The organism is Selenomonas sputigena (assembly GCF_026015965.1).
In the GTDB taxonomy this organism is placed as follows: domain Bacteria; phylum Bacillota; class Negativicutes; order Selenomonadales; family Selenomonadaceae; genus Selenomonas.
On the sequence record NZ_CP110383.1, the window covers coordinates 2254429 to 2274910 of the forward strand.

Here is a 20482-nt window from a genome sequence, read left to right on the forward strand (position 1 = left end):
TATATCGTCTTTTTTCCTGTGTATCTTTAACGGCAACTCAAAGCAATGGTTCTTTCGCCGGCTTTCCTGCCTTGCGCGGATACGCTTTCGGCGTAGGCCTCTCCTTCTTTATGACGAGAACTGCACGCTTGTCCGAAAGGCCGGGCAAGGCGACAGGAATCGACTCTATCGCTCTTCCGCCAAGAATCTTGACGGCTCTTTTCGCCTCTTTTGCTTCCTCTTCCGAATGAAGCCCCTTGAGGGCGATCGCTGTGCCGCCGATGCGCACGAAGGGAAGAAGATATTCGGCAAGGACGGGCAGACGCGCCACGGCGCGAGAGGCGGCGATGTCGAAGCGCTCGCGCAAAGCGCTTTGTCGCGCCGCTTCCTCCGCGCGTTCATGCAGGCACTTTACGCCTTCCAATCCCAACGCCTCAACAACAGTTTCGAGAAAATGCACGCGCTTCTTCAAAGAATCAAGAAGCGTCAGCTTCAAATCGGGGCGGACGATCTTCAGAGGAATGCCGGGAAATCCCGCGCCCGTGCCGACATCGATCAGACGCAGGGAATCCCTTTCCTCGATGCCTCGAAGCGCCGTCAGGGAATCAACGATGTGCTTGACGGCGACTTCCCGCGGTTCAGTAATCGCCGTGAGGTTCATCTTCGCGTTCCATTCGATGAGTAAACGATAGTAGATGCCGAACTTCTCAATCTGCTTTGCATCGAGCGGCAGTCCATAGAGAGCAGACGCTCTTTCCAACTCCTGCTCAAACATCGTCTTCTCTCCTCCTGCGGCGTTCCTGCTCCAGCCAGATCAATAAGACCGATATATCCGCAGGCGACACGCCCGATATGCGGCTCGCCTGCCCCACGGAAAGTGGACGGACGGCAGCGAGCTTCTCTCGCGCTTCGTCCCTTAGGCTCGGCACGAGAGCGTAGTCGAGATCGACGGGCAGGCGACGAGACTCCAGATGTTCCAAGCGCTCGACCTGTTCCTGCTGCTTCTTGATATATCCTTCATAGCGAATGGTGACTTCCAGCTGCTCCTCGACTTCAGGCGCAAGGCGCTCCAAGCCAAAGAGCGAAGCCAACTTCGCATAATCCATCTCCGGACGACGCAAAAAATCGGCAAGCGACGTTGACGTGCGTATGGGCGCAAGTCCCGCCGATTCAAGACGAGCAAGATTTTCAACCGACGGATGAAGGACGGTATTCTCAAGCCTCTTCCTCGCCTCGATGATACCATTCTTCTTTTTCAGGAACTTCTGCCACCGATCCTCTTTGACAAGACCGACGGCGCGTCCCTTTTCCGTCAGGCGCAGATCAGCATTGTCCTGGCGAAGCAGCAGGCGATATTCGGCGCGAGACGTCATCATACGGTACGGCTCCTCCGTCCCCTTCGTCACGAGATCGTCGATGAGAACGCCGATATAGGCCTCCGCGCGACTCAAGACGAAAGGAGCTTTGCCGCGGATATAATGCACAGCGTTGACGCCCGCCATCAAGCCCTGCGCCGCCGCTTCCTCGTAGCCCGACGTGCCGTTCGACTGTCCCGCCGAGAAGAGTCCGCGAATCTTCTTGAACATGAGGCTCGGCAGAAGCTGCAGCGGATCGATGCAGTCATACTCGATCGCGTAGCCAGGGCGCATGATGCGCGCCTTCTCCAAGCCCGGAATCGTATGCAGGAAAGCCTCCTGCACATCGATGGGAAGGCTCGTCGACATGCCTTGCACATAGACTTCCTGCGTGTGCCATCCTTCCGGCTCCAAGAAGAGCTGGTGGCGATCCTTGTCGGGGAAGCGGAGGATCTTCGACTCGATGGACGGACAATAGCGCGGGCCGATCCCTTCAATGATACCATTTGCCATCGGCGCCCGATCGATGTTCGCACGAATGATCTCATGCGTCTTCTCGTTCGTGTACGTCAGATAGCATGGAAGCTGCTCGCGCGTCCTTTCCTCCGTCATAAAGGAAAAGCTCTGCGCCTCCTCGTCCCCAGGCTGCAGCTGCATCTTCGCATAGTCAAGGGAACGTGCATCAAGACGCGCAGGCGTCCCCGTCTTGAAGCGCATGATCTTGATACCATTCTCTGCGAGAGAGCGCGACAATTCCCCTGCGGCTCGCTGCCCATTCGGCCCGCCGCTCGTCGTATGCTCACCGATGACGATGCGCCCTTTTAGATACGTGCCCGTCGCGAGAATGACAGCACGCGCGAGATACGCTTCCCCCGTCTCTGCCACTATGCCTCTCGCCTCTTTATTCTCGATGAGGATCTTTTCTGCCAGAAGCTGCCGGACTTCCAGCCCTTCCTGCTGCTCGCAGCGCTCCTTCATGCGAAACTGATAGGCTTTCTTATCCTCCTGCGCGCGCAAAGCATGGACAGCAGGGCCTTTTCCCGTATTCAAAAGACGATACTGCAGAGCCGCCTCATCGGCATTGATCGCCATGGCGCCGCCAAGCGCATCGATCTCACGCACGAGATGGCTCTTTGCGGGGCCGCCGATCGAAGGATTGCAGGGCATGAGTGCGATATTGTCCAAGGAAAGCGTCGCCAGAAGCGTGCGGCAGCCGAGATTCGCTGCAGCGAGCGCCGCTTCGACGCCCGCATGCCCCGCACCGAGGACGATGATATCATATTCACCGGCAATAAACAAAGAAGGCCACCTCACTTGCCGACGCAGAAGCGCGAAAATATTTCATCCAATACATCATCTCCCACCGTTTCCCCCGTGATCTCCCCGAGTTTTTCCAAAGAAGAGCGCAGATCGATGGAGATGAAATCCAGCCCCAGTCCCTGATCCATCGTGGAAATTGCAGCGCTAAGATGATCTGCCGCCGCTTCCAAAAGATTCTTCGTGCGCAGGTCGGCAACTAACGAGCCTTCTCCCGACCTTTCCTCACCGTCATAAACCTTTTCCAAAATGGCGGCCGTCAAAGGAGAAAGCCCTTCCTCCTCCTTCGTCGTGATTTCAATCAGAGGAAGATGTACCAAGTTTTGCAGCCGTTCGATATCAAGAACGCGCGGCAGATCGCTTTTCGTCACGACGATGAGCGCATCCTTTCCCTCAAGCAAGGCGAGAATCTCCTCATCCTCCGCCTCCAGAGGCCGAGAACCGTCAAAGAGGGCGAGTACGAGCGCGGCGCTTTTCACATGAGCACGCGCCTTATCCACGCCGATGCGCTCGACGGCATCCTCCGTCGCCCGTATGCCTGCCGTGTCGATGATTCGCAAAGGCACGCCGCCAATATCGGCATACTCCTCAATGGTATCACGCGTTGTTCCCGGGACGTCGGTGACAATAGCGCGATCTTCGCGCAGCAGGGCATTCAAGAGGCTCGACTTTCCCACATTCGGTCTTCCGACAATCGCCGTTTCCAAGCCGTCGCGCAGGATGCGTCCCGTATGTGCCGTCTGCACGATGCGGCGCAGCGACGCATAGAGAGCCGACACCTTTTCCCGCGCCTCTTCTACGACAATTTCATCGACGCCCTCCTCAGGAAAATCAATGACGGCTTCCAAATGGGCAAGAAGAGCCAAAATATCTTCACGCATCGAGCGTATGCGCTCCGAGAAATGACCGGCCAGATGCCCCGCCGCCATTTCCAGCCCCTTTTCCGTCTTCGCCTGCACTACGTCCATGACGGCCTGCGCCTCGGCGAGATCGAGCCTGCCGTTCAAGAAGGCTCGTTTTGTGAACTCGCCTCGTTCCGCAGCCCGCGCTCCGTGACGATACGTCAATGCCAGAACCTCGCGCAGGGAAACAGATCCACCGTGGCATTGCAATTCCACAACGTCTTCCTTCGTATAAGAATGGGGCGCACGCATGACGAGGCAAAGAGCCTCATCGACGAGGCGGCCATCCTCTCGCACGATTGTACCGTAGAGAAGATCTCTCGCACCTGCGTCGGCGAGCTTCCTGCCGCCCGCAGCACAAAACATGCGCGAGGCCGTCTCTATGGCAGAAGCACCAGAAAGGCGCACGATGCCGACGCCGCCTTCCCCGGCCGCTGTCGCAATGGCGCTGATCGTATCTGCCTGCTGCAATTCGTTCCCCCCTGCAAGGAAAGAAAAAGGCTGTCGCTCGCTGCAACAGCCCGATTTCAATCCAATCAATAATCCTCTTCACGCATAGAACCGTCCATACGCGAAACGCGATGCTTCGGCTCAATGACGACCTTGCGAAAAGGCTCATCGCCCGCGCTGTAAGTCAAAACGCGATGATTCTCCTGCAGTGCAAGGTGAATGATCTTGCGCTCATGGCGGTTCATCGGCTCCAAGACGACGCGCTGGTTCGTGCGGCAGCAGCGCTCCGCCAAGCGCGCCGCCAGACGGTAAAGCGTCTCCTCGCGGCGCTCGCGGTAATCTTCAATATCGAGGATGATGCGCACGCGCTCCTCCGTCAATCCCTGGTTGGCCGCGAGATTGACGAGATATTGCAAAGCATCGAGCGTCTGCCCGTGCTTGCCGATGAGTATGCCGAGATTGTGTCCTGAGAGATTCAGCTCAATCGAATGAGGCCGATCCTTTCTCTCGATGGCAACTTCAAGATCCATCGCTCGAAAAATCTGCTGCAGGAAATCCTCCGCCTTTTTGATCGGCACTGCAGCATCTGCAGGACTCAAGAAATTGCGAACCTTCTCCTCACGAAAGCGCCCGGCAGCCGAATCGGATGCGTAGGAACGTCTGGTCGAAGAGAAACGCTCGCGGCGTGGCTCAGAGTAAGAACGATTCTCCCTCGGGGGAGAGTAGGAAAAGCCGCGATCTACAATGGTTTCCCGCCTGCCCGACGTCGTATCATGGGAGACGATGGGCGCACTTTCGGACGCCTCGGACGACTCCTTCGTCAAAACAGGCGCCTCTTCCTTCTCTTCCGCACGCTCTTCTTCCCGTTCCTCACGGCGCTCCTCAAGAGCTTCTTCCTGCTCTTCTTTTTGCGGCAAAGACTCCTGCGGCTGCGGCAAAGGCTCTTCCTTCGCCGTCACGCGCACTTTCGCCGCACGCTTTCCAATCAAGCCAAAGAAGCCGTTCGACGGTTCTTCGATGACCTCCACCGTGCAGCGATCTTTCGGGAGACGCAGGGCGAAGAGTGCAGCTTCAATCGCTTCTTCCACCGTCTTTCCGGTTCTTTCCACGAAATCCGCCATATCAGGCAACTCCTTTCTTTCCCATGCCGTCCTCGTTTCGGTACATCCACCACTGCTGCACGATCTGCACGAGATTCATCGTTACCCAATAGAGAACAAGTCCCGAAGCGAAATTCAAGCTGATCCAGCCGATGAAGATCGGCATGACGATCATCATGATCTTCATCTGTTGATTTGTTTCCGTCGAAGTCTGTTTCTGCACGAACCACGTCGAAAGTGCGGAAAGCACTGGCAATATATAGTGTGGATCGGGCTCAGAAAGAGACGCGAGCCACAGAAAGGACGGCGTCCCCGAATACGCGTAACCCTGCAGCGCATAAAACATGCCCATGAGAATCGGCATCTGTATGAGGAGCGGCAGGCATCCCGCGAGAGGATTCACGCCGGCTTCTTTATACAGCTCGCCGATCTTCTGCTGCATCATCTGCGGATTGTCTTTATACTTTTCCTGCAGTTTCTTCATCTTCGGCTGCAGTTCCTGCATGCCCTTCATCGAGCGAACCTGCTTGACCGTCAGAGGATAGAGGCATACCTTGATGAGGATCGTCAGCAAAATAATGGCAATCCCGTAATTTTCAAAACCGAAAAGACCTGTAAACGCATACAGATTCTCCAACATAAACTGAATCACCGCAATGACGGGATGAAACAGCGACGATAAAAACTCCAAATCACCACATCCTAATTTTCCTATGGTACAGGGTCGTAGCCACCCTTATGAAAAGGATGGCAGCGCAGAATCCTCTTGATGGCAAGGAAACTGCCCTTTGCCGCCCCATATTTTTCAACAGCAATCATTGCATACTCCGAGCATGTCGGAATATAGCGGCACGAAGGCGGCTTCAAAGGAGAAAGAAAACCGCGATAAAAGCGAATGAGCAGCAGAATCACGACTTTCATCTGCCGCGCCTTCTCTCTCTTTTAGAAACCTCTTTGTCTCCTGCCATGATTCCGGCTTTCCTTCCCAAAGCGAGGAAAGCTTTTTCCAAGTCCTGGCATTTGATGTCGAGAGCCGCCTTCCTGCCCACGAGCAGGAGGGAAAAACCCTCCTCGATTTCAACCTGATGCAGACGATAAGACTCGCGGAGCAATCTCTTGACCCGATTGCGCTTCACGGCATTACCGAGCTTCTTGCCTGCGGCAAAACCGACTTTTCCTTGGAGTCCATGCGAACGAAAGACATAAAGCACGAGAAATCTGTTTGAATACGATTTTCCGCGGGAATAAACAGCCTGAAAATCCTTCCTCTTTTTCAAGATGCGGCTTCTAGGCAGACCCAACATGCAAGAACCCTTTCATTAAAAATCAAAATGCTTTGTCATTTCATGAAAAAAGGTCACCGGAGTGACCTAGCGAGTGTTTACCATGAAACCCCAAGAGGTCAAGCCCAAAGGGCGCAGACCGATTGGTTAGGTTTCTGTAAGGCGTTAGGACATATGTACAGCGTTTCCTGTGATGACGCCATCGCAGGAAACGGGCTCAAAAGCACGCCATATCGCTCCGTATGACGGCTGAACATATGTCCTGAAAGTTTACGCAGACAATTTCTTTCTGCCCTTTGCGCGCCTTCTCTTCAGGACGAGACGGCCGCCTTTCGTCTTCATACGCTCGCGGAAACCATGCGTCTTCTTGCGCCAATGGTTATTCGGCTGATACGTCATCTTCATTCAGATCCACCTCCCAAAAGAATTCTATAAATCGTCGATACATCGAGCGATTCATTCAGTCAAAATGCAAAAGAGCACAAAATGCCCCTACTATCGCTTTTAACTACGCTAAATTATAGCCCAGAGACAATCGAGTGTCAAGGATTTTCCATGGTTTGCGCGGAGAAGCCGTGCATTTTCCTGTCCTTCTTGTGGATAAACGAGCCTTTCCTCTTTTTAGGAACGAATTGCCTGTTGATAACTCTTTTGCAGTCTGCTAAGATATTCATAGCCAACTGACCATTTATACACAGAGATATGCACATTATCCACAGGCAGAGGAGATATTTCCACAAGAGTTTTTATCCATTTCCTTCATTATATAAGGGGAAATATTTTTTCCGCCTGATTGCACGTCGTTCCTGCCATTTCCCCGGCGTGCGCCGTCCCTCTTTTTTTACATTTTATCCACAGTATGTGAATAAAAATGTGGATAAAATGCACGCAAATTATACACATGTGCATGAAATTTGTTGACAAGAAAGGACAGATCCATGGAACAATTCGAACTGCAGGCGATTTGGGAGCAAATCCTGCAGAAAGTTCTCGAACAGCGCTCATTGACGGAACTTGCTCTCAACGACTGGCTGCGCCCCGTAAAGCCACTTTCCCTTTCCGACACCACTCTCGTGCTCGGCGCACCGACATCGCTCGCCAGGGAATGGATTGTAAAACGTTACATTCCTTTTCTGGAAGACGCCGTACTCGATATTGCAAAGAAAAAACTCAAGATCGAAATCAAAAACCTCAACATCGAACCTGCCCCAAATTCTCCTCCTGTTCAGGAAACGCTTCTGACGGAAACGGACACGAATTCTTCCCCACAGGAAGTCAAGGATACAAAAAAAATTCCCGTTTCGTCACAAAATACAGAGCCAAAAAAAGAAGACGGCAGCCGCGCCTATGAAACGCCGGGCATGATTGCTCCCGGCGACGCCTCGTCCTTGAACTCGCACTACACCTTCGACACCTTCGTCACGGGCAATTCCAACCGCTTCGCCCATGCGGCTGCGCTCGCCGTCGCCGAATCGCCGGGCAGAGTATACAACCCCTTCTTCATGTACGGCGGCGTAGGACTCGGCAAGACACATCTCATGCACGCCATCGGACACAAGATCCTCGAAAAATTTCCCCAGATGCGCGTCCTCTACATTTCGAGCGAAAAGTTCACGAATGAACTCATCAACTCCATCCGAGACGGCAATCCCGAATCCTTCCGCCAAAAATACCGCAATATCGACGTTCTGCTCGTCGACGACATCCAATTCCTCTCGAAGAAGGAGCACACGCAGGAAGAATTCTTCCATACGTTCAACACGCTGCACGACGCCAACAAACACATCATCCTGTCGAGTGACCGTCATCCGCGCGAGATTCAAACGCTTGAAGATCGTCTGCGCTCACGCTTTGAATGGGGTCTCATCACGGACATCCAGGCGCCCGATCTCGAAACGCGCATAGCGATTCTCCGAAAGAAAGCCGCACTTGAGCACCTCGACGTGCCGAACGACGTGATGTTCTCCATCGCCAACCGCATCGACAACAACATCCGCGAGCTGGAAGGCGCATTGACGAGGGTCGTCGCCTACGCCTCACTGACACAGCAACCCGTCACGACGTCCCTTGTCAACGAGGCTCTCGCCAATATCTTCCCGGAGGAAAAGACGCGCGAAGTGACCATGGAACTCATCCAGGAAGTCGTCGCTTCCTACTTCAAGCTGCGTCTCGATGACCTGCACGGCAAGAAGCGGACGAGAAACCTCGCCATGCCGCGCCAGATTGCCATGTACCTGTGCCGCGAGCTGACGGGTAACTCCCTGCCGCAAATTGGCAATTCCTTCGGCGGGCGCGACCACACGACGGTCATACATGCCTGCGAAAAAATCGGCAAAGAACGAAAAGAGGACAGCAAACTTGACCGCACGATCGAGCAGCTAATGCAGCGCATCGAAAGCCTCTGAACCATTCTCTGTCACGTCCGTGCATAACCCTGTGGAAAAGCACCGTGAAATCCTGTGTCCAATATGTGCACAATTTCCATCTTCGTTTTCCCCTGTGGAAATGTGGATATTCCAGTACGCCTTATCAACATCTTTCCCACAAGGCTTCTCCATTGGTATCAAAAGTAGCAGAAGCCTTTTCCACATTTCCACAGCCCCTACTACTATTACGGCTATGCTTTTCTATATTCTTGTACTATAAGTCAATAAGGTGCATCCCACAAAAACGACTCATCAAAAAGGAGAACCCCATGAAATTCACCTGCCATAAGAATGAACTCGCTCAAGCGATTCAACTCGTTTCCAAAGCCATTGCCAACAAACCTCAGACACCGATTCTCTCAGGCATATATATGGAGGCCACAAACAATCAAGTGGAACTTCATGCCACAGACAATGAAATGGGCATCATCAGCATCATCCCTTCCGAAGTGGAACAGGAGGGAAAACTTGTCCTATCGGGACGCTACATGCAGGAGGTCATTCGACGCCTGCCTGGAGAAACCGTCACAATCTCCCAAGAAATCGACGAAAACATCAGCAAGATCCAATCGGCTGCTTCCAACTTCACACTTCTTTCCATGCCGGCCAATGACTTTCCGACGGTAAAGCGTCTGGAAGACGGCATCCGTTTCAAAATTCAGGACAACGTGCTTCGAGATATCATCAAGAAGACGGTCTTCGCCTGCTCGACAGATGAAGCGCGTCCTGTCTTTACCGGCTGCCAGATGGAAATCAACGGAGAAACTCTGAAGATGGCGGCGACGAACACGCATCGTCTCTCTGTAAAAAAAGAAGTGATTGCAAACCTTTCAGGCGATCTTCATATCATCATTCCCGCAAAAATACTCAATGAGCTTTTGCGCGCCTTGAATTCCGACATGCCCATCGAGGTTGACGTCTGCTGCTCGTCGAACCAAGCAAGCTTCCAGTTCGAGAACGTCGTATTGATGTCCCGTCTGATCGAAGGGCAATTCCCGAATTATGACAGCGTCATACCGAAAAACTTCGCTACGACGGTAACGCTCGACACGGAAGACTTCCTTGCCGCTGTCGACCGCGTATCCTTGATCTCGCGCTCCGCCGACTACAATATCATTCGCCTGGAATTTGGCGGAAATCAAGTTCATATCTCGTCGAACAGCCCTGATATAGGAAAGGCCGATGAAATCGTCGCTGCTTCCATCGATGGCCCTGATGTCAATATCGCCTTCAATGCGAAATATGTCACTGACGTTTTGAAGAACATCAATAGCAAAAACTTTCGTTTTCTCTTGAATCAAAGCCTGCAGGCGGCAGCTGTGCGCGAGGAGGACAATCCCACTTTCGTTTATATCGTTACGCCTGTGCGCACGCAGAATTGATGTGCGATGAAAGCAAAGAGCCTCCGTCTGAAATGTTTTCGCAACTATGAAGAGCTTGACCTCAGTCTGTCTCCCAATATCAACGTCTTTCTTGGCGAAAACGCGCAGGGAAAGACGAATATTGCGGAGGCTCTTTACTATGCGGCGATCGGTCGTTCGCATCGAACGAATGCAGATGCCGATCTCATCGCTTGGGATGCTCCTGCAGCGAAAATTGAGCTTCTTTTTGAGCGTCTTGACGTGGAAAATACGCTGGAATTTCAATTTCAACGCGGCAGACGCCGTTCCATCCGCAAGAATGGCGAGCCGATCAAAACAAAGGAGCTTTTCGGCGTATTCAATGCCGTCCTCTTCTCCCCCGAGGATCTCTTTCTGATCAAGGGGGCGCCCGCTGAGAGAAGACGCTTCCTCGACGGGGAAATCTCCCAGGCAAGCCCCGCCTACGGCCATGAACTGATGCAGTATACGCGGATTCTCACGCAAAGGAACAGCCTGTTGAAGAAGATTCGGGAGCGCCGTGCGGGAAAGGAAATGCTTTCCCTCTGGGATGAGCAGCTTGCCAAAAGTGCCGCGCATATCGTCGAGAAGCGTTTTCTCGCCGTCAAAAAGCTCAACATGCTGGCAAACCTCATGCAAAGGCGTATTTCTGCAGGGAAAGAGAATCTTTCCCTTTCATATGAGCTTTGCGGTGCAGAGGAAGAGCCGCCTTGCGTGACAGAGGAGCTTGTTCCATGGTATAATAAGAAGTTGGAGGAGTCCTTGGATCTTGACATTCTGCGCGGCTCGACGAGCGTCGGCCCGCAGAGGGATGATATCCGGCTTGAAGTGAACGGCGTCAACCTTCGCTCTTTCGGTTCGCAGGGGCAGCAGCGCACGGGCGTCCTCGCCCTGAAGCTTTCCGAATTGGAGTTTCTTCGCTCAGAGACGGGAGAATATCCAGTGCTTCTGCTCGATGACGTCATGAGCGAGCTGGATGGCACGCGCAGGGAGAAACTCCTGGACTTCATCGGCAGAGAGCATATACAGACCTTGCTCACGGCGACGGATGCCGCATATCTGCCGGAAAAATTTATGGGAAATATCTTCCATGTGCGAGCAGGAAAGATATTTTTTTGATATTGTATAGAATATATTTCCATATGGTATCAGAAAAAATCCTTACTTTTGGGAAAGGCAGACCATGAAACGCTCCTATCGCCGCAATCCCGGCATGGAAAAAATCAATCAGGTGATACCAAAAAGCATCCATGCGCTGGGCAAGAAGATCGAGCGCACCTATCAGGAGCGCTTCGTCCTCGCGCGTTGGCCGGAAATCGTCGGTGAAGGCATCGCCGCGCACGTCCAGCCGATTGGCATCGAAGGCGAAAAGCTCCTGCTCCATGCCTCTGTGCCCGCCTGGCGCAACGAGATCACGCTCATGCAGATGACGATACTCGCGCGCTTCAATACCTTCGCAGGTTTCGAGATGGTGAAGGAACTCGCCTTTTCCTGGAAAAAAGACGACGTCGCCCTCTTTCAGGCTTCGGGGCGTGTGCAGGCAGAAGAAGCCGACGAGCAGGAAGCATACCGAAAGGCTCTGCGGGAGATTACATTGACCAAGGAGGAGCAGGAAGCGTGCGAAAAAAGCGTTTCTCTCGTCGGCGAGGAACGTCTGCGAAGGAAACTTCGTCATATTTCTCTGAGGCGAAAGAAGCGTGAGAAAGCGCTGCGTGTGCTCGGTGAGAAGCCTTGTCCTCAATGCGGCAAGCTGTTTTCCGGCGAAGGGATGTGCCCTTCCTGCACCTGCAGGGAGCGGCGCGAAAGACGACGCTCGATCCGCCGCCATTTGCTCGATCTTCCGTGGGCGCGCTATGCAGATATCAAAGATCATCTTCGCTGCACGCCCGCCATGGTCGCTTCCGAGCGTACGCGTCTCGTGCAGGAGCTCGCCCGCCGCATCGAATTCGGCGATTGGGAGAGTCTGGAGGCGAAGACGCTCGTCATGCTCTACCGCTCGCTGCGGCCGGAGCAGCTCACGGAAGACATCGTGCGCCGCACGCTTTACGATCTTCGCCGCGAGATGGCAGAAGGAACGGTGTTCCGTCCCTTCCCCAAGCGTTCGGAGGTCATGAAAAAGACGGCAAAAAGGGGAGCGAAGAGCGGGGAGGGATTCCATGTATCTGCACCTAGGCGATGACAGCTTGGTTGCCGTTTCCAGCATATTGGCGATTCTTGACATAGAGATATATCGAGAGGCGTCCGGAAATTCTCTCTGTAAGAAGGATATTGCAAAGGGTGCCGCGATGAGAAAAGAGCCGCGTTCCGTCATCGTTACGGATGAAGGGCTTTATTTCTCGGTGATTTCCGCGCAGTCTTTGAAAAGGCGCATACAATCGCCCGCTTATGGAGTGAACCTGCATGATTTTGCAGTGCAGGCATAGATGTTTTGAGGAATGATGGAGGGACAATATAGAGATGGAAAAAGAGAAGGATGCGCTCCAAAAAGCACTCGACCGCGCCGAGCAGGATGCGGCCGAGGAGAAGCTGCGCGAAGAACAAGCGGCGAAGTTTGCCGAGGAAGTGCGCGACGATGACCTTGATTTGGAAAACGTCGAAATCCACAAGGATATGGACAGCGCTGACGTCACGGCGGTTGACGGCGACTACGGCGCCAATCAGATTCAGATTTTGGAAGGCTTGGAAGCCGTAAGAAAGCGCCCGGGCATGTACATCGGCAGCACGTCGGAGCGCGGCTTGCATCATCTCGTCTACGAGGTGGTCGACAACTCGATCGATGAGGCTCTGGCCGGCTATTGCGACCATATTGACGTGACGATCGAAAAGGACAACAGCATCACCGTTGTCGACAATGGGCGAGGCATCCCCGTTGACATGCACGAGAGCGGCAAGCCTGCGGTCGAGGTCGTCCTGACCGTCCTGCACGCGGGCGGCAAGTTCGGCGGCGAAGGATACAAGGTGTCGGGCGGTCTGCACGGTGTCGGCGTCTCCGTCGTCAATGCGCTCTCCACGTCGATGGACGTCGAAGTCAAGCGCGACGGCAAGATCCACAGCATACGTTTCGAGCAGGGCGTGACAGCCGCTCCTTTGACGGTCATCGGCGAGACGGAAAAGACGGGAACGAAGGTTCACTTCGTCCCCGACCCTGAGATCTTCACGGTGACACAGTACAGCTTTGACACCTTGAAGCATCGTCTGCGGGAGCTGGCTTTTCTGAATCAGGGCATCACGATCCGTCTCATGGACAAGCGCGGCGAGGGGCGCGAGGAGTCGTACTTCTATGAGGGCGGCATTCGCTCCTTCGTTGAGCATCTGAACCGCAAGAAAGAAGTCATTCATCCGACGCCGATCTACTTCAATGGTATCAAGGATGATACCGTTGTGGAAATCGCCATGCAGTACAACGACAGCTACATGGAGAATATCTACAGCTTTGTCAACAATATCAACACCGAGGAAGGCGGCACACATCTCGCGGGCTTCAAGATCGCTCTGACGCGGGCAGCGAACGACTTCGCGCGAAAGCAGGGGATATTGAAGGACAAGGACGGCAATCTCTCGGGTGAGGACGTCAGAGAAGGCTTGACCTGCGTTATCAGTCTCAAGATACATGAGCCGCAGTTCGAGGGGCAGACGAAGACGAAGCTCGGCAATTCCGAGGTGCGCGGCATTGTCGATTCCATCGTGACCGAGGGACTGACCGAGTATTTCGAGGAAAATCCCGCCATCACGAAGAAGGTCATCGAGAAGGCGATCATGGCGTCTCGCGCGAGGGAAGCCGCGCGAAAGGCGCGTGAGCTGACACGGCGCAAGAATGCGCTCGAAGTGTCGAGCCTGCCCGGAAAGCTCGCGGACTGCTCGATCAAAGATCCCGAGCAGGCGGAAATCTACCTCGTCGAGGGCGACAGCGCTGGCGGCTCGGCGAAGCAGGGGCGTGACCGCCGCTTCCAGGCAATCCTGCCCTTGCGCGGCAAGATCCTGAACGTCGAGAAGGCGCGTCTTGACAAGATCTTCGCCAATGCCGAGATCCGCACGATGATCACGGCGTTCGGCACGGGCATCAGCGACGACTTTGACATCGCGAAGCGCCGCTACGGCAAGATCATCATCATGACCGATGCCGACGTCGACGGTTCGCATATCCGCACGCTCCTCCTGACCTTCTTCTACCGCTACATGAAGCCGCTCATTGAGCGCGGCCACGTCTACATAGCGCAGCCGCCGCTCTACCAGATTCGCAAGGGCAAGAAGCACTGGTACACCTACAGCGACGACGAGCTGGCGCAGAAGCTCAACGAAGTCGGCAGGGACAACGCGACCGTGCAGCGCTACAAGGGCCTCGGCGAGATGAATCCCGAGCAGCTTTGGGAAACGACGATGGATCCCGAAGGCAGGACGATGCTCCAAGTGCGCATGGAGGACGCTGAAGAAGCTGACGAGCTTTTCACGATCCTCATGGGCGACAAGGTGGAGCCGCGCCGCCAGTTCATCGAAGAGCACGCCAAGCACGTGAGAAATCTTGATATTTAAGAGTGTATAGAAAAAAATGGAATCCATTCCTTTGAAATCATGATATAATGATGAAGAAGGAATAGATTCCATTTTTTATTATCACAAGGAGAATATCATGAAACTGATCGAGCGTGCATCTTATATGGATTTCCTGCAGCGCAATCGTGAGCGTCCGATCATCAAGGTGGTATCGGGCGTGCGCCGCTGCGGTAAATCCACGTTGTTTTCCCTCTACCAGCATCATTTGCTGCAAGACGGCGTGACAGAAGAGCAGATTCATGTCATCAACTTCGAGAATCTGGAATTTGAAGACCTGCAAGAGTATCATGCTCTGTACCGCTATGTATGCGAAAGGCTCGTGCCGGGAAAGTGGAATTACGTCTTTCTCGATGAGATACAACATGTGCCGCAGTTTGAAAAGGCCGTGGACAGTCTCTTCATCAAGGAAAAAGTGGATATCTATATCACGGGATCGAACGCTTATTTCATGTCGAGCGATCTGGCAACCTTGCTTTCCGGCCGCTATGTGGAACTTCGTATGCTTCCTTTGTCCTTTCGTGAATTCTGCAGCCGCGAGATGCTGCAAGAAAGGTTCAGTCTGCGGGAGCTGTACGAAAAGTATACGAGAGAAAGTTCCTTTCCCTATGCCATGCAGCTTGACGGACGAGAGAAGGACATCAACGAGTATATGCAAGGCATATACAGCACGATTCTTTTGAAAGATATCGTGGCGCGTCTGCGCATTGCTGATGCCAAGATGCTCGAAAGCGTTACGAAGTATCTCTTCCTTCATGTAGGAAGCCTGCTTTCTCCCAAGAAGATAGCGGATTCTATGACGAGTGCGGGAAGAAAGATCGACGCCAAGACGGTGGAGCGATACTTGCAGGGACTGCAGGATGGATTTCTCGTCTATCAAGCTGATCGCTTTAACCTTGTCGGCAAGGAAGTGCTGCGCATCAACTCAAAATACTATGTGGTCGACGCTGCCATGCGCTTTTTCCTCATCGGCAGGAAGGGGCAGGATACGGGGCATGTACTGGAAAACATCGTCTATTTGGAGCTTCTGCGGCGTGGTTATCGCGTCTACGTCGGTGCTCTGCCGAGCGGCGAAGTCGACTTCGTAGCGCAGAATGAAAAAGGTCATGTCTACATCCAAGTGGCAGAATCGACCCAGCAGCCGGAGGTTCTGGAACGTGAGCTGAAATCCTTGCGATCGATCAAGGATAATTACCCGAAATATCTTCTTACCTTGGACGAAGTGAATGCGACGGCAGATTACGACGGAATAAAGAAGAGGAATGTCCTGCGCTGGTTATTGGAAGAGGAATGAAATAGGGCTGTGCCAACATCTCCACGATGTCGGCACAGCCCTATTTGCTGGACGATTTTTCCCTATATCTCGATCTTGTGCATATCGCGCGCCTGCTGCATCTTTCCCGCCAAGTCTTCGAGCGCGGTTCCTGAAGCAGCTTCGACGGCGGCGAGGACGACGCCCTCGACGAGCGGGGCGTCGATGAGCTTCAGGCGGCGGTCTGACATGGATTCGAGGACCATTTCCGCCGTCATGACAGCGCTTCCCATATCCATGAAGAGGGCGACGCCGTCGTCCGTATAGGCCTTGTCGATGGCGGCGGCGATCTTCTCATAGCTTGTGCCGAGACTGCCGTCCTCCGTGCCGCCGGCGGCGACGATCGTTACATCGCGTGCCATCATTTTGGCGACTTCGGCGACGCCTTCCGCAAGTTTTTCGCTATGGGAAACAACGACGATGCTGAACATGATGCCCGCCCCCTTACATGGCGTCTGCCATGGCACGCAGCATGAAGGAGGAGGATACAGCGCCCGGATCTCTGTGGCCGAGACTGCGCTCTCCGAGGTAACTCGCGCGTCCCTTGGTGGCGACGAGATCCTTCGTGCGTTCCGCGCCCTTTTCAGCGGCGACAGCGGCGGCTTCCAAGGCCTCCTTGAGTGTCTTCTTCGCTTCTATGGCTTCACGCATGGCACGTTCGGCAGGGCAAAGGGCGTCGAGCATGGTCTTTTCCCCGATGGTCGATTTGCCGCGCATCTTTATGCCCGCGACGGAAGCGGAAAATGCTGTGAGAAAGTCTTCGGCGGAAAGATCCATCTTTCCCTTGAGCGCGTCGCCCGCCTTCATGAAAGCCGTGCCGTAGAGAGGGCCCGAAGCTCCGCCGACGCTCGATACGACGGCCATGCCGATTCCCTTGAAGATGGCGCCGCTGTCCTTTCCGATGAGCGAAGGAAGTTTTTCCATCACGGTTTTTGCGCCGCGCGCCATATTGATGCCGTGATCTCCATCGCCGATGGCGCTGTCCAGCTCGGTCAGGACATCCTTTTCCGCTTCGATTTTTTCAGAGATCGCTTTCATGATTTCCAGCAGCTTTTTCGTATCCATACATTGCCCCTTCATTCTTTGTTCCATCCCGTTTCAAAGAGTTGTTTCCGGTTTATTTTTTCCAGGCAAGCGTATCGGCTTTGGCGTCGTAAAGACGCTTCATGTCCTCGTCAAGACGCAGGAGCGTCAGGGAGAATCCCGCCATCTCGATGGCTGTCATATAGTTGCCGACCATCGTGTCGTATACCTTGACGCCCTTTTCCTTCAAGTAGTCCTGCACGAAGCTGTTGATGATGTAAAGCTCCATCAAGGGGGTTGCGCCCATGCCGTTGACGAGGACGACGACCTCTTTGCCGGAGTAGTCGAGGTCGGCAAGAATGGTATCAAGTAGTCTCTTCGCCGCTTCGTTGGCCGAGAGCATCTTCTCGCGGCTCGTGCCCGGCTCGCCATGGATGCCGATGCCGATCTCGACTTCGTCTTCTGCGAGCGTGAATCCGTGCTTTCCAGCAGCGGGAACGGTGCATGGGGCGATCGCCATGCCCATCGAGCGGACGTTCTTGATGACGCTTTCGGCGCACGCTTTGACCTCGGCGAGGGAGGCGCCCTCTTCGGCACGCGCCCCTGCGATCTTATGGACAAAGATCGTTCCGGCGACGCCGCGCCTGCCCGTCGTATAGAGGCTGTCCTTGACGGCGACATCGTCGTTGACGATGACGTAGTCGGCGTTGACGCCTTCATCCTTCGCCATGTCAATCGCCATTTCGAAGTTCAGGACATCGCCCGTATAATTCTTGACGATTGCGAGGACTCCCGCATCGGTGGCGACGGCCTTGATTCCTTCATAAATCTGATCGGGCGTCGGCGAGGTGAATACGGATCCTGCCACGGCGCAGTCGAGCATGCCGCTGCCGACGTAGCCGCCATGCGCCGGCTCGTGACCGCTGCCGCCGCCGGAGACGAGTGCGACCTTGCCTTCTTTTTTCGGAGTGCGCACGATGATGTTTCCTTCGTCGAGCTTTCGGAGCTTTTTAGGTGCTGCCTTGGCGAGGCCTTCAATCATCTCGCGCTCGACATCGTCCACCTTGTTGATGAGCTTTTTCATCCATATACCGCCTTTCTCTCTTGTCATCCTATATTGCAAAGCCGATATGGTTCGTATCGATCATCTTTGAAATGCACTGCAATCAAGCGAAGCAAAGCCGTCAAGCAAGCTTCTGACCTTTTCGGCGATGACGCGAACACCGTCCTTTTTGCGGCTCTCGATGTTCAGCGGCATGTTCGGGTCGTGCAGCGACATGCGCAGGAGCGCCCAGCCGTCGGGGAATACGAGCCGCACGCCTTCGTAGGACGGTTCGGCCATCTTGATACCGTTCTCCTTGGCGCGTCGGGCGACGGATTCAAGCACATCTGCCGCATAGCTGCGGGCATCTTCGACTCCTATGATCTTCAAGCGATATTCGCGCGCTTCCAACGGGTGCGCGAGCTTTTCAATGAGCGAGTGAAGCGTGCGCCCATTTCTCTTCGCTTTGGCCGCTGCGATGAGGAGTTTCACGGCGAGGTATGCGCCGTCGTCGAGATAGTAGTTCTCGGAAAGCGCGCCATGCCCCGAGGTCTCGATGGCAAGCGGTGATACCGTTCCTTCTTCGTTGAGGCGCATGCATTCGTTGATGACGTTCTTGTAGCCGCGCTTGAAGCGATGGTGACGGAGGTGAAGCTCGTTTTCCAGAAAGTCGGTCAGCTCGTCGGAAGTGATCGAATCCGTGACGATCGTCGACTTCGGATAGTCGGGCGCTAGGATGGCCGCCATCATGGCGATGAGCGCATTGCGGTTGATTTCCTCGCCCGTGGGCAGGACGGCGCTCATGCGGTCGACATCGGTATCAAAGATCAGGCCGAGATCGGCGTGATTTTCGAGGACGGCTTCCTTGATGGCGGCCATCGCTTCGCGGTTCTCGGGGTTCGGGATATGGTTCGGGAACATGCCGTCCGGCTCTAAGTAGCGGCTGCCCGTAGTGTCTGCTCCCAGCGGGGCGAGCACCTTCGTGGCAAAGAAGCCGCCGCTGCCGTTGCCGGCGTCGACCGCGATGCGCATGCCGGCAAGAGGTTTCTCCTCGGGCGCGGCGGAAAGCCCCTCGCGAATCTTCTTCTGCAGATGAGCGGCATAGACGGAGATGAGGTCAAACTTCTCAGCTTCTTTTTCGTCTCCTTGAACCAAGGGATTCTTCGAGGCGTAGGAAAGAACCTGCTTGATGTCGCTCGCTTCGAGTCCGCCATTTTTTGTGAAGAACTTCATGCCGTTTCGGTTGTAGGGCAGATGGCTCGCCGTGATCATGATGGAGCCGTCGGCCCTTGTTTCATCGAAGAGGATGGACATGAACATCGCGGGCGTGGACGAAAGGCCGCAGTCGAGCGCTCGGACGCCGCGGGAAAGAAGAGCGGCGAGTATGGCACGCTTCAGGCAGGGAGCGGAAATGCGCGAGTCGTGTCCGACGGCGATCGTCATTTCCTGCGCTTTCCTGCCGATCTTCTCTTCAAAGAAATCTACGAAGCCGTTCGCGATGCGGCCTGCGGCCTCTTCCGTCAGATTGACGGGCTCGTCGGCGACGCCGGATACGGCAACGCCGCGCACGTCGCTGCCGTTCTGCAATTTCATCCATTGTTTTTCCGCAATCATGGCAATCCCCCCATGGTGCATTCCATTTTCTTCAGGGTATATTATACCATATTTTTAGAATAATTTGCGTTTTTTATTCTGTCATTTATCATTCGTACCAAAAAATTCTTCTTCAGCCGCTATGCAAAGAGCATGATAAATCGGCAGGTGAAGTTCCTGTATGCGGTATGTTTCCTTGTCGGGAACGGCGAGAAGAATGTCGGTCAGAGCGCGCAGCTTGCCGCCGCCCATGCCCGTCAGAGAGATGACGGAGATGCTGAAAGCGCGCGCGACCTGCGCGGCATAGAGAACATTCTGCGAATTGCCCGACGTGCTGATGGCGAGAAGGACGTCGCCCTCCCTGCCAAGACCGAATACCTGCTGGGCGAAGACGAGATCGGGCGCCTGATCGTTGGCAAACGCCGTGCCGAGGGCAATTTGGTTGACGAGGGAAAGAGCGGGCAGGGCTTCCTGCAGGTTCTCGATGAGGTACGCCGCATCTTCGGGGCAGGCGTCCATGAGCTTCTGCCTCTTTTCCTCGCCCAGGTGGCGCGGCAGCAGGAAGCCCTTCATCAGCTCTCCCGTGATATGCTCGGCGTCGGCTGCGCTGCCGCCGTTGCCGCAGATGAGCAGTTTGCCGCCTTTTCTGTAGCAGTTGACAATCGTTTCGACAGCGGCTTTCAGCGGCTCTTCCATGGGAGCAAGTACAGGATAGCGCTCGATCAGATGGTCGATCGTGGCAAGTGTCGTTTCTTTGGCCATATTTATACCCC

At 54.4% G+C, this 20482-nt stretch carries 20 protein-coding genes; 7 read left to right on the top strand and 13 right to left on the bottom strand.

What is annotated here, in order from left to right; translation table 11 throughout:
- Nucleotides 1-37: 37 nt before the first annotated feature.
- From rsmG to rpmH, 8 genes are all read right to left on the bottom strand, one after another.
- Nucleotides 38-754, bottom strand: coding sequence for a 16S rRNA (guanine(527)-N(7))-methyltransferase RsmG (gene rsmG, locus OL236_RS10845; protein WP_265070623.1), 717 nt, complete (start codon nt 752-754; stop codon nt 38-40).
- Nucleotides 747-2633: a tRNA uridine-5-carboxymethylaminomethyl(34) synthesis enzyme MnmG gene (gene mnmG, locus OL236_RS10850; protein WP_265070624.1), complete on the bottom strand. Its 1887-nt coding sequence runs from the start codon at nt 2631-2633 to the stop codon at nt 747-749. The genes rsmG and mnmG overlap by 8 nt, the downstream gene beginning before the upstream one ends.
- An 11-nt stretch (nt 2634-2644) precedes the next feature.
- On the bottom strand, nt 2645-4024 hold the full coding sequence (mnmE, locus tag OL236_RS10855; RefSeq protein ID WP_265070625.1) for a tRNA uridine-5-carboxymethylaminomethyl(34) synthesis GTPase MnmE: 1380 nt from the start codon (nt 4022-4024) through the stop codon (nt 2645-2647).
- Between the two features lie 65 nt (nt 4025-4089).
- Nucleotides 4090-5124 carry an RNA-binding cell elongation regulator Jag/EloR gene (jag, locus tag OL236_RS10860; RefSeq protein ID WP_265070626.1) on the bottom strand — a complete coding sequence of 345 codons (1035 nt, stop codon included), beginning with the start codon at nt 5122-5124 and terminating at the stop codon, nt 4090-4092.
- A gap of 1 nt (nt 5125) precedes the next feature.
- The gene (locus tag OL236_RS10865) at nt 5126-5794 is read right to left on the bottom strand and encodes a YidC/Oxa1 family membrane protein insertase (RefSeq protein WP_264917879.1); all 669 of its coding nucleotides are present in this window, start codon (nt 5792-5794) and stop codon (nt 5126-5128) included.
- A 20-nt stretch (nt 5795-5814) separates the two neighbouring features.
- Nucleotides 5815-6024, bottom strand: a complete 210-nt coding sequence (yidD, locus tag OL236_RS10870; protein ID WP_009645307.1) for a membrane protein insertion efficiency factor YidD — start codon at nt 6022-6024, stop codon at nt 5815-5817.
- Nucleotides 6021-6407 (bottom strand): ribonuclease P protein component, encoded by a 387-nt coding sequence (gene rnpA / locus OL236_RS10875; protein ID WP_009645415.1) that lies wholly within the window; start codon nt 6405-6407, stop codon nt 6021-6023. Before rnpA ends, yidD begins: the two co-directional genes overlap by 4 nt.
- A 249-nt stretch (nt 6408-6656) precedes the next feature.
- Nucleotides 6657-6791 (bottom strand): 50S ribosomal protein L34, encoded by a 135-nt coding sequence (gene rpmH, locus OL236_RS10880; RefSeq protein WP_006192627.1) that lies wholly within the window; start codon nt 6789-6791, stop codon nt 6657-6659.
- Nucleotides 6792-7324: 533 nt separating this feature from the next.
- Between rpmH and dnaA the strand changes: the two genes are divergently transcribed.
- The 7 genes from dnaA to OL236_RS10915 all read left to right on the top strand — a co-directional run bounded on the left by dnaA (nt 7325) and on the right by OL236_RS10915 (nt 16033).
- Nucleotides 7325-8791, top strand: a complete 1467-nt coding sequence (gene dnaA, locus OL236_RS10885) for a chromosomal replication initiator protein DnaA (RefSeq protein WP_009645288.1) — start codon at nt 7325-7327, stop codon at nt 8789-8791.
- Between the two features lie 290 nt (nt 8792-9081).
- Nucleotides 9082-10194 carry a DNA polymerase III subunit beta gene (gene dnaN / locus OL236_RS10890; protein ID WP_009645285.1) on the top strand — a complete coding sequence of 371 codons (1113 nt, stop codon included), beginning with the start codon at nt 9082-9084 and terminating at the stop codon, nt 10192-10194.
- A 6-nt stretch (nt 10195-10200) separates the two neighbouring features.
- Nucleotides 10201-11310 carry a DNA replication/repair protein RecF gene (gene recF, locus OL236_RS10895; RefSeq protein WP_265070627.1) on the top strand — a complete coding sequence of 370 codons (1110 nt, stop codon included), beginning with the start codon at nt 10201-10203 and terminating at the stop codon, nt 11308-11310.
- A 64-nt stretch (nt 11311-11374) separates the two neighbouring features.
- Nucleotides 11375-12370: a DUF721 domain-containing protein gene (locus tag OL236_RS10900; protein ID WP_265070628.1), complete on the top strand. Its 996-nt coding sequence runs from the start codon at nt 11375-11377 to the stop codon at nt 12368-12370.
- Nucleotides 12348-12614 (top strand): extracellular matrix regulator RemB, encoded by a 267-nt coding sequence (gene remB / locus OL236_RS10905; RefSeq protein WP_265070629.1) that lies wholly within the window; start codon nt 12348-12350, stop codon nt 12612-12614. The genes OL236_RS10900 and remB overlap by 23 nt, the downstream gene beginning before the upstream one ends.
- 34 nt (nt 12615-12648) lie before the next feature.
- Nucleotides 12649-14721 carry a DNA topoisomerase (ATP-hydrolyzing) subunit B gene (gene gyrB, locus OL236_RS10910; RefSeq protein WP_009645347.1) on the top strand — a complete coding sequence of 691 codons (2073 nt, stop codon included), beginning with the start codon at nt 12649-12651 and terminating at the stop codon, nt 14719-14721.
- 97 nt (nt 14722-14818) lie between these two features.
- Nucleotides 14819-16033: an ATP-binding protein gene (locus OL236_RS10915; RefSeq protein ID WP_265070630.1), complete on the top strand. Its 1215-nt coding sequence runs from the start codon at nt 14819-14821 to the stop codon at nt 16031-16033.
- Between the two features lie 62 nt (nt 16034-16095).
- On the opposite strand, the gene dhaM is transcribed toward OL236_RS10915, so the two are convergent.
- The 5 genes from dhaM to OL236_RS10940 all read right to left on the bottom strand — a co-directional run bounded on the left by dhaM (nt 16096) and on the right by OL236_RS10940 (nt 20471).
- Nucleotides 16096-16482, bottom strand: coding sequence for a dihydroxyacetone kinase phosphoryl donor subunit DhaM (gene dhaM, locus OL236_RS10920; RefSeq protein WP_265070631.1), 387 nt, complete (start codon nt 16480-16482; stop codon nt 16096-16098).
- Nucleotides 16483-16495: 13 nt separating this feature from the next.
- Nucleotides 16496-17116: a dihydroxyacetone kinase subunit DhaL gene (gene dhaL, locus OL236_RS10925; RefSeq protein ID WP_265070632.1), complete on the bottom strand. Its 621-nt coding sequence runs from the start codon at nt 17114-17116 to the stop codon at nt 16496-16498.
- 52 nt (nt 17117-17168) lie between these two features.
- Nucleotides 17169-18158: a dihydroxyacetone kinase subunit DhaK gene (dhaK, locus tag OL236_RS10930; protein WP_265071823.1), complete on the bottom strand. Its 990-nt coding sequence runs from the start codon at nt 18156-18158 to the stop codon at nt 17169-17171.
- Between the two features lie 60 nt (nt 18159-18218).
- A complete protein-coding gene (locus OL236_RS10935) occupies nt 18219-19730 on the bottom strand; it encodes a phosphomannomutase/phosphoglucomutase (RefSeq protein WP_265070633.1) in 1512 nt (503 codons plus the stop codon).
- Nucleotides 19731-19811: 81 nt separating this feature from the next.
- Nucleotides 19812-20471 (bottom strand): SIS domain-containing protein, encoded by a 660-nt coding sequence (locus tag OL236_RS10940; RefSeq protein ID WP_265070634.1) that lies wholly within the window; start codon nt 20469-20471, stop codon nt 19812-19814.
- Nucleotides 20472-20482: the final 11 nt, after the last annotated feature.